Here is a 14,803-nt window from a genome sequence, read left to right as displayed (position 1 = left end):
CCCCCCCCCCCCCCCCCCCCCCCCCCCCCCCCCCCCCCCCCCCCCCCCCCCCCCCCCCCCCCCCCCCCCCCCCCCCCACCCGGTCAATCGAGTTTTGGATGGAATGCTTCTGAAAGCGGACGTCTTCGCAAATCCCAGAGCGCCTCAAATATAGGTGTTGACTTGGAGCAGCGTGATCGTCGAGTTGGCCGCCCTGACGTTGCTTGAGACGAATTGCGCGCCGCTACTCAGTCGATCGGTTAGCGATTATTGCAGCGGCTTCCAGGTGGTCGAGACATGGCCCGGCTTCGGCGGAGCGCGCGGCGTCTACTCCATGACGGGTTCGAGCATGGAGCTGACCCGGGCTAAGGCGAACGCCTACCGCGGAAAACATGAGCGTCGATCATACGTATTCCTTCATCAGCCGGAGTGATTGTCGACTCAAGGTTGATTTTCAGAACGAAATTCCTCCGATGGTAGAGAATTATTTTCATCTACCTGTTAGGTATTTAGTGCGCCACCTCTCCCCTCCAAACAACCACATAAGTAGCGCTACCTAAGCAGCGTTCAGAGATAGCATCGCAAGTAGTCCTAATCGGGTAGCCCCTTCGATTTCACCACCCCCACTCTGTGCGAGCGTTGCGCTGGTCCGGTCCCATCCATAGGTTGGCGTCAGGAGAAGTAATATGAGCGAGACCACTAACACCGTCGTTGATTTTCCGAGTGCCAAACCGACGCGCAAGCTTTCCTCGACGGAAGGGATTTGGGGCAAATCTGTGGTCAGCCACGGTTATGCCGGCGTTCCTGCGATACTCATTCGCTCCCAAGGGCGCATGAACTTGAGCCCGATGCAATTCAACATCATTATCCAGCTGCTGGAATACTGGTACGACGCGAGCCGCCCACCCTTTCCCACGAAGAAGGATATGGCGGACCGTATGGGTGTAACCGTGAGGGCGATCCAGAACAACATCGCTCTGTTGGAGAAAGCCGGGCTGATCCGTCGCGAGATGCGGCGCACCGCTGCGGGCGACTATGACAGCAATATCTATCATCTGGATGGGCTGATTGAGAAGGTGCGTTCCCTGGAGCCTGACTTCGCGCGGGAAAAAGACGCGAAAAAGGCGCTCCGCCAAGCCCGGTCGGACGCACAGCTATCGCCGCTCCGACGGCGAGTCAGGACAAAATCCTAGCCCAGAAACAGGTTGCCCCGGCCGCATGTCATTGCTGACAGAGACGGGACCGGGGCTTACGCGGAAAGATATAGATCAACTGACGTCCTAGGGCAAGGCCAGAGGACGCCTTCGGGAGCGTGTATATGATCGTGGACGAAGAACTTGAACAAGCCCTCTCGCTGGAGCGGTTCAGCCGCTACCTGAGTTGGGCGGGTGGCGATCGGCGGAGGGCGCTCGACCTCTACGCCCTTAACACGCGCCTATCCGAAGCGCTCTACGTCCCTCTTCAGGTGCTTGAAGTGGCGTTGCGTAATCGCGTCCATGCCGTGCTGGCGGAGCACAAGGGGTGCCGTTGGTTCGAGGAGCCAGATCTCCTAATCGGCCCCTATCAAAGGGAGCAGGTCACGGCCGCGCTCTTGGACTTGGCGCGGCAGCGCAAGGAGGCCACGCCTGGCCGCGTCGTAGCGGCCCTCACCCTGAGCTTCTGGACCACGATGCTTGGCAAGCCCTACGAGAATTTGTGGCAGACGGATTTGCACCGTATTGCCAGACGCGAGGATGGTAAGGGTCTCACGCGCAAGAGCCTGTCAGTCCCCCTGACCCCGATCCGCCTTCTCCGCAACCGGATCGCTCATCATGAGCCGATCCTGTTCTGGGACCTAGAAAAACACCATTCCGCGATCCTGCAAATCACGGTGTGGCTTTCGCCGGCGGCCGCCTCGTGGTGCCGGTCGCTTGATCGTTTTTCCCAAGTGTTCCCGTCCGAACGACTTGTCTTGCAAGACGGTGACGGCGCTTAGATATAGCAGTCTGAGCTACCGCCCTCTGGCACCGGAAGCGCCGACACCACCATTGCCGACCTCCTATTTCACTCGCTCCATCCCACCTCCGACTGGCAATGAAGGCGGAGACGACAATGCACTTATGCTCAACCCGCCCCCGCTGGGAGCTGCTTATTGTCAAGCGCGATTTCCAAGAGATTCTTCATTCAAAACGCGAAAAATGTTGGATTAAATCCATTTATTCGCTAAACAAACCCTATGACCGATATTCGCCGCACCATTCTTGACGCTCTACCCAAGCACCTCTTGCTCGATCTGGAGGACAGGCTGCGGGCAGAAGCACTCAAGGCACACGAGGTGGTGCGCAAAGAGTTGACGCTTAACCCAAAGCGTAGTCGGGAAGCGGAAGGTCAAATTCGATTCCGTCTACAGGAAGAAGGCTACGAAGAGGTCGTTCAGCTTCATGGCGGGCATCTGCTTATCGATGGCGTGATGCTCGGTACCGACTTGAAGGTGTTCCAACCCTTTGCACGATTTGCCGGTCGCGAATCTGGCGTTATCCTCGGGTTTGCCGCCATGCCGGAACGGCGCAAGATTCCTGCCAAGAATATGTCGAGAGCAGCCGGGGTGACGCTTAACGTCCATCTTCAGCCTAGCCTTCTCGTTGATGAGAAAAGCCCGCGGCCAACTGATATCTTCGCGCTCTTCTTGACCGCGAGGGATCGCGAGCGCGCCGGGATGATCGAGGAAATCGCAATCGGGGTAATCGGGTCGGATTATAAAGACTTTATCTTCTACGAATCCTTGGAGAAATTCCTGGGCGGTTACGCTTCCGATCCAGTCACACCAGATGGTCCGGATTGTGAAGCGAAGATTGTGAAGCTGCGTCAAACCCGTAAGATATTCGTCCCACCCGAGACACAGCCCGACAGCGATATCGCTGAGGGAACCACCGACTAACCGGAACCCGGTTTCAGACAAGGTATGCTTGCTCCGTATCCATTGGGTACGGAGCCGATGGGATTCGAAATATGCGTATTGGTACTCCGGGATTTATACCCGCCCGACTGACCGAAGCTCGCGAGGCTCGCCGGATTGCAACCAAATCTGCGCTCGCAAGACGTCTTGGTGTCAGCCCTACCTCAGTATCGCGTTGGGAAGATCTTGGGGCTGACCAGAGTCCCGATTATTCCACGCTCGTCCGAGTTGCTGGTGAGTTAGGCGTTCGGCCTGAATTTTTTCTTCGGCCGCCCTACCATAGCGAACGTCCAACATTTCTGCGCTCTTTGGCCAGCACGCTTGTGCGTGATCTGGCATACCAAAAGGCGCAAATGCATTGGCTTCAGGAAGTCAGCTTCGTGCTAGGACATTATGTCGACCTGCCGGAAATCGACATCCCCGATGTTCTAGATGGGGCGACCTACGGCGAACTTCGAGATGAAGACATCGAAGACATTGCGCTACGGCTGCGCCAACACTGGAACATGGGCGAAGGTCCATGTGGCGATGTCGTGGTGCTCATGGAGCGTATAGGTATCGTAGTGGCGACGATCCCGATGGGCACGACCAAACTGGACGGTCTTTGCAGTTGGTCTCCAGTGGACGGGCGCCCGCATGTGCTCCTAGCAACCGATAAAATGTCCTTTCCTCGTCGGCAGATGGACGCTGCTCACGAACTTGCCCATGTCGTACTGCATCACCAGGTACCGGAGGAGGAGTTCCAAGATAACCTTCGCATGATCGAACGGCAGGCGTTTCGTTTGGCAAGCGCTCTTCTTATGCCTTCCACGACATATCCACACGAAGTTAAATACCCTTCACTGGCGATGCTCACCAATTTGAAAGAGCGGTGGCGTGTCTCGATTAAGGCTCAGATCAAGCGCCTTAGTGACCTTGAGATCATTCCCGAGGAATATACTCGGCAACTTTATAAACTTTACTCTGCCAAAGGTTGGTCGAAAGGGGAGCCACTGGACCACAATTGGCCAATTGTGGCGCCGAAAGCGCTCCGTGACAGCCTTAACCTGATTGTCGAGCATGGAGTTCGCGGTAAGGCCGATCTTCTGGCAACGGAGTTCACGATATCGGCGTCGGATGTCGAGAGCTTGTGCAGTCTACCGAGCGGTTGGTTTGATCGGGAGCCAGCAGAAGTTGTTTCTCTCAAAATTCGCACGGGGTCGTCGGCAGCCGATCTGTCGCCCAAAGGAGAAATAATCCCGTTCCCTGATAGGGAATAACTGAACGAACCCTCTTAGGGCCTGCCCGAAAATGAGTTTGAGCTGCACCGGGATTCAAGCAGACCCGTCGTCGCGTGCAACGGGCGACGTCTGCTTTGGGGAGGCGCTGAGCCACGCCCCACACGTCCGAGATGTAGGCGTAAGCAGCCGTCAATCGTACACTCCTCGGACGCGCACTTTGTAAATAAGAAAAAACAGGGAAGACGCGCCACAGGCCGTCCGGCCGCCACAATGGTTCGGCCGCACGCGGCCCGCGCCCTGAGGGCGCGCCATTGTCCCGTCCAGCCGTCTGCGCCTGCGGGAAAGCATCTGAAAAGAGAAAAAGGATGCTTCTCGTGGCTAGTCCCGTCACAACAGTCTTTACGCTCACCGCCCCGCAGGACCGTCTGCGCCAGATCGCGGAAGAGCGCGCCTACCGGACCTGTGCACCAAGCCAGATGGCGTGGGAGAACGACACCACGCTGGTGATGACCCTCGAAAACGGGATCGGCACGTCCTTCCTCGGGCACGGTCACGGGCTGTCCGACGACTATCCGGACGTCAGTATCCGGGGCATGGAGTATTTCGACAGCTTCGATGATCCGGGCTTTGCCAAATGGCAGGGCGGTCAGCTCGTGTATGAAGCAGACCTCATCACCGTTTTCTCGATCCTGTTTCCAACGGATCCTTCGAGAGACTGGGCGGGCTGTAGCGCCAGCTTCTGGCACAGGTCTGCGCCTCTCGCGCCCGCCGTAGCCGAGAACTGCCCTGACTTTGACCTGATGCCTTTGCGCCGACTGGTAGGGCCGGTGCCGGGATGGGTTGAGACAACGGACGGCTTCGCCACCCTCTTTCTCCGCCCGCCCTCGACACCCGATGCGCAGGATGGCCTCGGCGTGATCTTCTATCCGGAGATCGGCAGGAGCACCCTGCTGACAGGGATCGACCGGTTCGGTGGCGTCGCCCGGTTTCGGCGTCAGTCCTATGGACAGATCAGTGCCTCGTGTCCGGAGCTGCGGGCTGTCCTGCGGGGCTGCTGGAAGGCCCACGAAAAGAAGAGGCGGAAAGCGCGCCAGGAGCGCAGAGTTTTGAGAAGGAAAATGAAGAAAGCAGAGGGGGAGAGAGGGGATAGTATGTTTTCTTTCTTCGAGACTGACCCGTGGGTGATTTGAAGGGTAGGCGAAAAGAGGATTGGGGGCGGCCCTGAAGGGTTCGTTCACTCTATCTTACTAGGCTCCTGCGTCGCCAAGTTCGACCGAGCCACAGGGTCCAGCCGCCCTCAACCGTGCGTCTGGACCCTGCGTCTCGGCCCTTCCGGGTAACGGTTCACCCGCATCCTTTTCCAATAACGGTCGGCCCTGGTCTGGGGATCGGTTCGTGAGACGGCTCCTCAACCTCCCCGGCCCGTCCTGCGGACCGTCCGGGGAGGCACGTTCCATGGAGGTGGCCTCGCATCCAGCGTTCAGTCTGACAGTCGCCGTGCCAGTCCGTAAAGCCACTGCACATCCCTCGGCTTCAGGTGTCAGGCCCGCGTCTGCTGCAGGGCCGCGCGCGACCCTGCAGCAGACGCAAACCTGCCTCCCTTGCTCAGGACGCTCCGGGCTTGACGGCCTGTCCCGTCGCCCGTCTTGGCCGGTGGCAGGATGGGCTCAGGAAAACGCCACCTCCATTCCTCTTTCGTCGCCGTCAGTGTGCTCGCCGCACGGGCAGGATGGGTCTAGGAAAACATCAAATATCCATTAAGTATTCAACAAGTAAATCGTCAATTATTGAAGATTTATTTTCTCAAAAACGGCGGTTTCCTGCGGTTTTTGTTGACTGCGATAAAGTAAAAACCTAATATCTATTCATGGACGAAGGCAATAACGCCGAAACAGTCCAGTTGATACGTTCCTTAATTCTTGGAGGTTCTCATGGCCGGTTCTGTTAACAAAGTCATTCTCGTTGGCAACCTTGGTAAAGACCCGGAAGTCCGCAATACGCAGTCCGGGTCCAAGATCGTGAGTTTCCCTCTGGCCACGTCCGACACCTGGAACGACCGGCAGAGCGGGGAGCGCCGTGAGCGTACCGAATGGCACCGTGTCGTCATCTTCAATGAGCGGGCTGGTGACGTGGCGGAGCGGTTCCTCCGCAAAGGCCGCAAGGTCTATATCGAAGGCGAACTCCGCACCCGCAAATGGACCGATCAGGGTGGTCAGGAGCACTACACCACAGAGGTCGTCGTTGACCGTTTCCGGGGTGAGCTGGTGCTGATCGACAGCAACCGAGGCAATGGCGATGAGGGCGATGCCGGCTTTGCTGGTGGAAACGGTGGCGGCCGGTCTGGGGGATCGTCTGGCAACGGAAACCGCAATGCGGGCTGGGACGCACCGGGCGGGAACGACCTCGATGACGAAATTCCATTTTGAGTGCCGGGGGGAAGGGGCATAGCGTAAGATGAACAAAGACCGCCTCATGGCGCTGCTACCCCCACCGCAGCGCTCTAAACACAAGGAAGACCGCTACAAGGCGATTGCCAGCGTCCTTCAGACATTCGCCCTCAGCGCGTGGGGCTCGGCATCGTGACCCCACTCATCTCCGGGACAGGACCGTTGACCCCCATGCGTGCCGTCACCTGCTTTTTTCTGGGTGCGGCGCGTGAGGCAATTTCTTTGACTTTTCTGGCCTATATCCCTTATCCTGAGGACAAGACGGAGGCGAAAACCAATGGATAACGTGACTCAGAGTATCCTGTTTATTCTTCTTCCTGCCGCTGTTTTCACCATCGGTCTGGGGCTTGCGATCGGACCGATTGCCACCCGGCTCGCAAAGTTGCGAACGTCCCATCAGTGACACGGACAGGCGGCCTCCGGGCCGCTTTTTTTGTCCGCTCGCCCGATTTAGTCAGGCGGACGCGCCTCGTCGGCGCGAAGTGTGATGCCCCCAGTGCTCGCCCCCCACAGGGGGACTGCGCCAGGGCAGCGGAAAGAGCTAGACTGCGCTCATGTCACGACAAACCATAATCCGCATTGTTGCACTGAGTATTCAGGCAGCCGTTCTTCTCCTGATCTGGCAGGGCTTTTTGCATCCAGTCCGGGGAGGCCTGCTGGTGCTTGCCGTGGGTGGGGGTGTGTTCTTCCTGACGCGGGACTGTTCCGGTGCAAATCAGGGCCGTAGGTAGAAAAAACAGAAGAAGGGTCGGGGCGGCCCATCCGGGTAACGGTTCACCCGCGTTCTTTTTCCTGAACGGACGGTCCTGGTCTGGCACGTTCGACCGTGAGACGGCTCCTCGTCCCTCCCGAACGGTCCTGAAGGACCGCCCGGGAGGGCCGTTCCACGACGGCGGCCTCGCATCCAGCGTTCAGTCTGACAGTCGCCGTGCCAGTCCGTAAAGCCACTGCGCGACCCTCGGCGGCAGGTGTCAGGCCCGCGTCTGCTGCAGGGCCGCACGCGACCCCGCATCAGCCGCAGGCCAGCCACCCTTGCTCAGGACGCTCCGGGCTTGACGGCCTGTCCCGTCGACCGTCTTGGCCGGTGGCAGGATGGGCTCAGGAAAACGCCACTGTCGTTCCACTCTCGTCGCCGTCAATGTGCTCGCCGCACGGGCAGGATGGGTCTAGGAAAACGACAGGTATTAATAAAGTAATCAAGAAATCTTTTTACTTGTCACGCAAAAATAAAGCGCGTTTTATAGCGGTTTTTCGTGCTTTTTCTCTTGTCATGAAAGGCCAGAAAGGCTATCTTTTACTTGTCGAAAGGGATTGCCCCTCAAGACAAAGCGCCCCGAACGGTGTTCTAGCACCGAACGGGACTTCGCTAGACTAGAAAAGGTGAGTTTCATGTCCGACGCAGCAACCACAATCGCACCGAAGGCCCAGAACCGCAAGGCTGCAAACAAGGCCAGCCCCGCCGCCGTCCGCCGTTTCAACGAAGCCCGCGAGCGCACCAAGGCCATTGCCTCCCCCACGCTGGCGGACGTTCTCCGTCTCGCCCCCAATGATGACAAGATTTCCGCCATTGTTCAGCATTTCGGTTTCGAGGCTGGCGATTATGACGAGCTGATGGGGGCCGGTTTGAGCATGATCCGCGACCAGTACACGCTTCTTGAGGACGTGCTTGTCGTCACAGACTTCCGGGGCGAGCGCAATTTCAAGGCCATGGAAATGCACCTTGGCCGCATCGTGGACGGCTTGATCCGCTCTGCCTATGGGGCCGCCAACTTCTACGAGAACAAGCGCCAGATTGCCCGCGACGAACAGAACTCTTTCAGCAACGAAAGCCGCGACGAAGACCGCCAAGGCATCGACGGCGGGGAAAACCGCGTAGATCGGGCCGTCCGTTTCGCTGCACAGCAGGCTCCCAAGGCTTACGCGCTCGCCGTCCTGGCTCAGGGCGCATGTGACGCCTACCGCGAACTGATCGGGGAAGACTGGAAGCCTTACGTCAAGGACAACGCCCGCAGCCTCACCGAGAACGTCCGCGCCGCACAGTGGGGGGCCGTTCTCTAACCCCCACAAGCCGGGCCAGCAGGTCCGGCCACTAACCGGGGCCGCGCTGACGGCCTCGGCTCTGCCCTCGGCCTCTTCTCCCGTCCGCCCTCTGGTGTCCCCCTCTCGGTTTTTCCCGCAAAGGCGGACGCGCCTAGTCGGCGCGGAGTGTGATGCCCCCAGTGCTCGCCCCCCACAGGGGGCTGCGCTAAGGCAATCGAAAGAGGCAAGGGTAGAATTGCCTCCCTCAACGCGGTTTCCTAGTCTCGAACGAAGTTACTTCCAGAGAGGCCATAATGCTTTCAAGAAATGCGTCGTTCGTTAAAGGTCACACGATGAGGCTGGACGACTACCGGTTTGATGGGCCGGGAGATATTGGAAGTGCTGAAAAGCCTTCCACCTGGCTCTGTGGCATTGAGTTTGGTGATTCCGAAAATACAAATCCCGCCCTGGTCGCGGAAGAAGGTTTTTCAGTCGAAAAGCAATGGGGATACCCCGGAGGATACAATCGAAAAGCCCACAAGCTGCTTTGTTGCATCGAGGGTTATCCCATCAGCGAAGCCTTCGAGTTTGCAAAAGAAAGAAGCATTTTCGCGTCTCCAGACTGCGGCTACATGCTCACAAACCTCTTCCCGGAAAACTGCCTGACCGTCGATACATGGTCCGCTGAAGCGCAGGAGCGTACAGGCTTCGCAAGCAAGGCCGATTACATCGCATATGTCAGAAATGTTTGCTTCAAGACAATGAGAGCGCAGGTCAAGGAGCATAGACCAAAACTGTTTATTGGCGTCGGCGTAACACACGAGCGAGATTTCGTGAGCATCGCATCCGAACCAGAAATCAAGTGTGAACTCGCGGAGTTCAAGGTCGGAAACCACACAAAACGCATCAGGCTCTATCCCGGAGAGACGCCTCTCGCCGTGATCCCGCATCTCACCAGTGCGGGTGGCCTCAACAGCAATGAGTCCATCGAACTCGCCGGAAAAATCATCCGTGAACGGCTCCTTTAACCGGGCGGCCCTGAAGGGTTCGTTCACCCGCGTTCTTTTCCGACGACGGCCTGTCCCGTCGCCCGTCTTGGCCGGTGGCAGGATGGGCTCAGGAAAACGCCACCTCCATTCCTCTTTCGTCGCCGTCAGTGTGCTCGCCGCACAGGCAGGATGGGTCTAGGAAAACCGGGGGCGATCAGCCGGGGCCGGGTGTTTGGGCAGACGAAAGAGACGGGCGGTCTGCCGGGTCCGTTGTGGCGGTTAGGGCGGGCTGGCCGGTCAGGGTCTGAATCAGGGCGCGGCCCGGTTCAGAAGTGGGAGTCCGGCTGGCATGGCGGGCGATCTCCCGATCCGTCCCGGCCAGGTCTGTCAGGATTTCTGTTTCCCGACCGTGAGCGGCCCCAAACGCAAAGGCCTTTCCCCGACTGTCGCCATAGGCTGCCATGTCCTTCTGCACCTTGCCCAGCTCGCGCGCGAAGGTCGGATTGTGGCGCAGTTCCTTTTCGATCTTTTTCCCGAGCGCCGCATGACGGCCTCCGGCCTTCATGCCGGTAAAGGCCTGTGCTGCATCGCCGCCCTCCTGGCGGATAGCGGCCTCGATGTCGCGGCAGACGAGGGAAGGCGGGGCCGACCAGAACGCATGAAGAGAGGCGGCGGCCTTAAGGCCTTCTTCCTTGGCCTGTGCCAGGAGCGCGTTTTCGCGCTTCTCTTCCGCAGGCCCGAAGACAGCCGGGACGACCGGACGCGGTACGGGCCGAAGCATCGGAGCAGCAGAGGCCGTCAAAAAATCCGACTGCACGGTGATGGTGTACCCGCCGTCCATTCGGACAGCGTTTCGCAGATCCGCGACAGGCACCGCCACGATCCCGTCAGGCGTTTCAAACGCACCGGATAAGCTGGTTCGTGTTTTGAAGATCCCCGAGACAGTTTCCCCAGGCGCGGCCGTGCGGATGACGAGGTCATCCAGCGGCCTTGCGGCAGGACCGGAGCCCATGTCCTGCATCAGCTCCTTAAGAGCACGGGTGCGGGCGGGCGAACTGGCGTCCGTCAGCAGGGCCGCCATGGCCGGATGGTCCGGATCCTGCGTGCCGGCAATGGACGCGGAGACCATCCGAGATCTCGTGATGACGGAGAGGTCCACATTATGCCCGTAGTGTCGGCCGAGTTCCGCGACAAACGCCTCCTGCGTTCTGCCGTTGCCTTCTCATGTTACTTTGAATTGTCCGATAGCTATCGTAGCTTCCATAGACAAAAGTGAGTCTTGAGATGCAAACCAGGTCTGACCCAGATCCTCCGTACACTGGAGCGGCGCTAGCGCCGCTCCAGTGTACGGACCCACTTTCGCCCGCATGGGCCAACCTGCTTCCTCGTTGTAGTACTGAAAAAATAGCTATAAATTTCCTAACAAGTCTTGAGGTTCGTGGGCTAAGTCGTAATACGGTTTTAGCCTATGGCCGTGCCATTGAGAGCCTAATAGAAATGGTAGGTGATCTCAGTAATTTGTGTTTCGACCAATCAATTCCGCACCGTTATGTCCTACATCTTGCTCAGACGTCGTCGCGCCACCGGGCATCCCTGGGCTCGCGTCTAGCAAGGGCGACGGTGAAGCAGCGAGTAGTAGGACTCAGGATTTATGCAGACTACTTGGTAGATTGTGGTCTTCTTGATCGTAATCCCGTCCCACATGGCAGTGTCCGACGGACACCAGAGGGCGAGATAATTCCAACGCGACGTGGTCTCGTGCCTACTCCACGTTACATTCCTAAATTACCAAGCGACGATCAGTGGAAACGTCTAATAGCCGTAGTGCAAACAAGATCCGTTCGTGATCGCTTAATGTTTGTATTAGCCTACGATGGAGCATTGAGACGTAATGAACTCATTACCCTTCGTCTTGACGACTTCGATTTTTCTGCACGTCAAATTATCATCCGTGCCGAACACGCTAAAGGCGGTCGAGAAAGGATTGTAGTGTTTTCTCCTACAGCTAGCGGCTTACTTCGTGCCTACTTACCTGAACGTCGATTACATCTTGTTTCCAGTCCCTTCTTATTTTTGTCTGATAGCCCTCGGAATCGGGGAAAGCCGCTAGGCGGCTATACTTGGGGTTTGGTTGCTGCCGCCTTGGCAAAAGCTGCTGTTGTCCCCGGCTTTAGCACTCATACACTCCGCCATATGCGCCTCACGGATCTTGCGCGAGCTGGACTTGATCTGAAAGAGCTATCAGCATTTGCAGGACATCGCAGCACAGACAGCACTATGACGTACATCCACTTAAGCGGGCGTGATCTTGCAAATGCTTTTGCCCGTGCCTCCCATATGATGGCTGATCGGTTCAAGAGTTTATGAAAACGAGAACCAATAACGCGCTGATGACAGTTCATAATTGCGTTCAGTCCCAATCACTTTTTCTCACAGAAGAGGAGATCGAGATATTATGTCGTGTAAAATCTATAAAATCATTGAGACGCGGGTTTCGTGATTTAGTGAGTTCACTGTACTGTTTACTTGAGCCGGCAGACCAGTATCTCGAAGCACGAGAATCTCGTAGGGTTTCTCCAAGATATCAGCTGCTATCTGCGATTATACGCGGCGCAGCAGACCTATTGACGCCACCCCAAACATGGTCTGCTGACGATTGGGCTAATGTCTGGCGAAACCATGGTGCGACTTGTCCATCCTTGCTTGTCATAGGTGCGGCGCGGGCCTACGGCGCCAAGCTTGGGCGGAACTACAATTTGCCCACAAAAACACCGCGTCTGGCACTTGCACGAGAGTTGTTCGGAAGAGACAACGTGGATGCAGAGTTTGAGAAAGTCCGTAGTGCCCTCGTACGGATGGGCTTCGCCATGAACTCAAGAGAGGGCGTACTAAGGCAGGCGGTAGCCGATATACTTCTCTTTCACTGGTCCCCGCATTTGGAGGACATTACAGATGAAACTCTTTCTGAATACGCAAAGAATATATCGTCTCAGGCCGGACGGAGCAAAGTCAGCACGATAAGTGGAGCTCTAGTTGAATTAAAAATAGTTCGCCAACGTGTGACGTATCTCCGGCCTCGTAAAAAACCCGAGCATTGGGAACGTCTTGGTGTTGGAGAACAGTGGCTTAGTTGGTGCCAACGTTGGCATCAGACATCATCACTTGCTGAAAAAACGCGACGTGGTCATTTCGGAGATTTGATGACGGCTGGTAGATGGCTAATGCGAGAACACCCTGAGATAACCTCACCGGTTCATTGGACATTAGATATTGCATTTGAATATGTGCGTTTTGTAGATACAATGCGTATTGGGGAACTACTAAAAAAACCTCGGCCGAATCTGAATATGGGCGAACCGCTACAGCCGAATAGTAAGATCAGCATGCTTTCAGCAATGCGAGTTTTTTTTCGAGACCTACAATACTGGGAGTGGATAAAACCCTCCTTCAATCCGGTTCGTGGCTTTTCTGTCCCACGTCAAGTATTACGCAGTAGACAACGTAACCCTCGCCCCATCGACGAAGCGTTTTGGCTAAAGATAAGGGCAGCAGCACTTTCCCTCAGGGCCGAAGACTTGCCAAGACCACTAGAGCGAGGTCAATGGCGTTATACTTATCCACTGGAAATGGTACAGGCTCTTGCTGTCGTTTGGGCATTCAGTGGCTGTCGCTCCAACGAAATTACACGGCTAGAGGTGGGGTGCACTTATATGGAGCATCTGCCAGGTGGTGGGTCAGACGATAGTTCTGAACAAGTTTTGCCCGATTTCGATCAACCTATGTTGCGCATTCCCGTTAATAAAACTCGAGGCGAATTTGTGAAACCTATCGAGAGGCCCTTAATGGATGCGGTAAAGGCGTGGGAAAAGGTGCGACCAACGCAGCCGCCATTACGTGATTCCACCACGGGTCAAATGGTACAGAGTTTGTTTTGTTTCCGCGGTCGACGCGTGAGCAACGACGTCCTTAACAGCGTCATTATTCCTATTTTATTACGTAAAGCCGGGCTTCCTACGGCTGATTCACGAGGAGCGATTACCAGTCATCGCGCAAGATCCACTATGGCAACTAAGCTTTATAATAGCTCTTCCGGTCTTGGTCCTGTCGAAGTGATGAATTGGCTGGGCCATACCCATTTTTCTAGTACACAGCATTATCTTGAATTAACACCAGTACGTCTGATGACCGCTTTTCATAAAAGCGCCAAAATGACCGAAAACTTACGAATGGTCAGTGTGTTAGTTGATAGCCAGGCAAGCCCGGGAGATCCAATATTCCGCTATGACTTAGGTCATGGGTGGTGCACAAACCCTGCATACTCTGCTTGCTCACATAGAATGGCATGCGCACGTTGCGACTTCTATGATCCAGCTGAAAACTTTGCGCAACATCTTGCCCAGCAGTCAGAACGTTACGTGCATATGCTACAGGAACTCAATTTGACCAAGGATGAAACTGACGCAATCACCGGGGATTCTGAAGCTGTCGATAAGCTTCTTTCTCGTATAAAAGAGAAAAAATGAACATTCTTCAGAAGAATATGGGCAAAAGCGCTCATTTTTTCTACTTCGGTATATAACATAATTATTAATCAGAAACTTAAACAACCAGATTTATCAATATACGCCATAAGATTCTTTACGAAGAAACACTAGGTTTCCTTTCTAAAAAAATTCTTTCTAATTTCTTCCCCTTAAATTTTAGTTGCTTTCGCGCAAGATAACCAGGAGCCTTCCCATAGAAAAAATAATTTTCCAAAGATAAGTCGATTGCCCTCCTTAATTTAGTTGCTTGGTTACGCAGCATAATTATACGTGGATTTTCAAGGTCGTGCCGATAATGTTCAATGTAAAGTGGCATACCTTTCAGATACCAAATTGGTTCAAATATGAAGGGTATGGAGTAACGATGACGAATTCTAAGATCCCCAAGCATTTTCGCTGCTTTATTTGCCTCTTCTAATTTTTTGTTAAATCGTTCTGGGCTTCGTGATTTTGTTGCCTCAACAGAAAGAGCGACTACCTGATAAAGATAATGACTAAGATCTTTTAAGTCTTGACCTACGACGTTCTGTCTTGCGGATATCCGTGAAGCTAGTTTGGACGATCTTATACCTATTATAGACGCCACCAAGGCGACGGCGGCAGCGATCAATGCTGCTAAGCCTTGATCAATCACTATATTTCCCATAATCTTTTCAATTCCTATAAACTC

General features: G+C 55.6%; 16 protein-coding genes. 12 read left to right on the top strand and 4 right to left on the bottom strand.

The window, feature by feature from the left end; translation table 11 throughout:
• Positions 1–665 precede the first annotated feature (665 nt).
• From JK208_RS13825 to JK208_RS16105, 8 genes are all read left to right on the top strand, one after another.
• The gene (locus tag JK208_RS13825) at positions 666–1,172 is read left to right on the top strand and encodes a helix-turn-helix domain-containing protein (protein ID WP_077804171.1); all 507 of its coding nucleotides are present in this window, start codon (positions 666–668) and stop codon (positions 1,170–1,172) included.
• Between the two features lie 125 nt (positions 1,173–1,297).
• Positions 1,298–1,954 carry an Abi family protein gene (locus tag JK208_RS13820; RefSeq protein WP_077804172.1) on the top strand — a complete coding sequence of 219 codons (657 nt, stop codon included), beginning with the start codon at positions 1,298–1,300 and terminating at the stop codon, positions 1,952–1,954.
• A 240-nt stretch (positions 1,955–2,194) separates the two neighbouring features.
• Positions 2,195–2,896, top strand: coding sequence for a hypothetical protein (locus tag JK208_RS13815; protein WP_077804173.1), 702 nt, complete (start codon positions 2,195–2,197; stop codon positions 2,894–2,896).
• Positions 2,897–2,967: 71 nt separating this feature from the next.
• Positions 2,968–4,173 carry an ImmA/IrrE family metallo-endopeptidase gene (locus JK208_RS13810; RefSeq protein ID WP_149026843.1) on the top strand — a complete coding sequence of 402 codons (1,206 nt, stop codon included), beginning with the start codon at positions 2,968–2,970 and terminating at the stop codon, positions 4,171–4,173.
• A gap of 326 nt (positions 4,174–4,499) precedes the next feature.
• Entirely contained in the window at positions 4,500–5,324 is an 825-nt protein-coding gene (locus tag JK208_RS13805) for a hypothetical protein (protein WP_077804175.1), read from the top strand.
• Positions 5,325–6,065: 741 nt separating this feature from the next.
• On the top strand, positions 6,066–6,560 hold the full coding sequence (gene ssb, locus JK208_RS13800; protein ID WP_077804176.1) for a single-stranded DNA-binding protein: 495 nt from the start codon (positions 6,066–6,068) through the stop codon (positions 6,558–6,560).
• A gap of 28 nt (positions 6,561–6,588) precedes the next feature.
• Positions 6,589–6,717, top strand: coding sequence for a hypothetical protein (locus tag JK208_RS16110; RefSeq protein WP_268898553.1), 129 nt, complete (start codon positions 6,589–6,591; stop codon positions 6,715–6,717).
• Positions 6,718–6,858: 141 nt separating this feature from the next.
• The gene (locus JK208_RS16105) at positions 6,859–6,984 is read left to right on the top strand and encodes a hypothetical protein (RefSeq protein WP_255376059.1); all 126 of its coding nucleotides are present in this window, start codon (positions 6,859–6,861) and stop codon (positions 6,982–6,984) included.
• Between the two features lie 154 nt (positions 6,985–7,138).
• On the opposite strand, the gene JK208_RS13795 is transcribed toward JK208_RS16105, so the two are convergent.
• Together JK208_RS13795 and JK208_RS13790 are read right to left on the bottom strand one after the other, a co-directional pair.
• Positions 7,139–7,399: a hypothetical protein gene (locus JK208_RS13795; RefSeq protein ID WP_211576448.1), complete on the bottom strand. Its 261-nt coding sequence runs from the start codon at positions 7,397–7,399 to the stop codon at positions 7,139–7,141.
• 153 nt (positions 7,400–7,552) lie between these two features.
• Positions 7,553–7,720, bottom strand: coding sequence for a hypothetical protein (locus JK208_RS13790; protein WP_167369412.1), 168 nt, complete (start codon positions 7,718–7,720; stop codon positions 7,553–7,555).
• 250 nt (positions 7,721–7,970) lie between these two features.
• Between JK208_RS13790 and JK208_RS13785 the strand changes: the two genes are divergently transcribed.
• Positions 7,971–8,639 (top strand): hypothetical protein, encoded by a 669-nt coding sequence (locus JK208_RS13785; RefSeq protein WP_077804177.1) that lies wholly within the window; start codon positions 7,971–7,973, stop codon positions 8,637–8,639.
• A 314-nt stretch (positions 8,640–8,953) separates the two neighbouring features.
• Entirely contained in the window at positions 8,954–9,628 is a 675-nt protein-coding gene (locus JK208_RS13780; RefSeq protein WP_077804178.1) for a hypothetical protein, read from the top strand.
• A 175-nt stretch (positions 9,629–9,803) separates the two neighbouring features.
• Here the strand turns inward: JK208_RS13780 and JK208_RS13775 are convergent, their stop codons facing one another.
• Positions 9,804–10,718, bottom strand: coding sequence for a hypothetical protein (locus JK208_RS13775; protein WP_211576447.1), 915 nt, complete (start codon positions 10,716–10,718; stop codon positions 9,804–9,806).
• Between the two features lie 155 nt (positions 10,719–10,873).
• On the opposite strand from JK208_RS13775, the gene JK208_RS16100 reads away from it, so the two are divergent.
• Positions 10,874–11,956, top strand: coding sequence for a site-specific integrase (locus JK208_RS16100; protein WP_349291998.1), 1,083 nt, complete (start codon positions 10,874–10,876; stop codon positions 11,954–11,956).
• A 500-nt stretch (positions 11,957–12,456) separates the two neighbouring features.
• Complete coding sequence (locus JK208_RS13765) at positions 12,457–14,112, top strand: site-specific integrase (protein ID WP_211576445.1); 1,656 nt, start codon at positions 12,457–12,459, stop codon at positions 14,110–14,112.
• 115 nt (positions 14,113–14,227) lie between these two features.
• On the opposite strand, the gene JK208_RS13760 is transcribed toward JK208_RS13765, so the two are convergent.
• Positions 14,228–14,779 (bottom strand): hypothetical protein, encoded by a 552-nt coding sequence (locus JK208_RS13760; RefSeq protein ID WP_211576444.1) that lies wholly within the window; start codon positions 14,777–14,779, stop codon positions 14,228–14,230.
• Positions 14,780–14,803: the final 24 nt, after the last annotated feature.

The sequence above is a fragment of the Gluconobacter sp. Dm-74 genome, from assembly GCF_018256135.1.
Classification (GTDB): domain Bacteria; phylum Pseudomonadota; class Alphaproteobacteria; order Acetobacterales; family Acetobacteraceae; genus Gluconobacter; species Gluconobacter cadivus.
The sequence above is the reverse complement of the archived record's forward strand: the minus strand, read 5'-3'. Positions and strand labels throughout refer to the sequence as shown.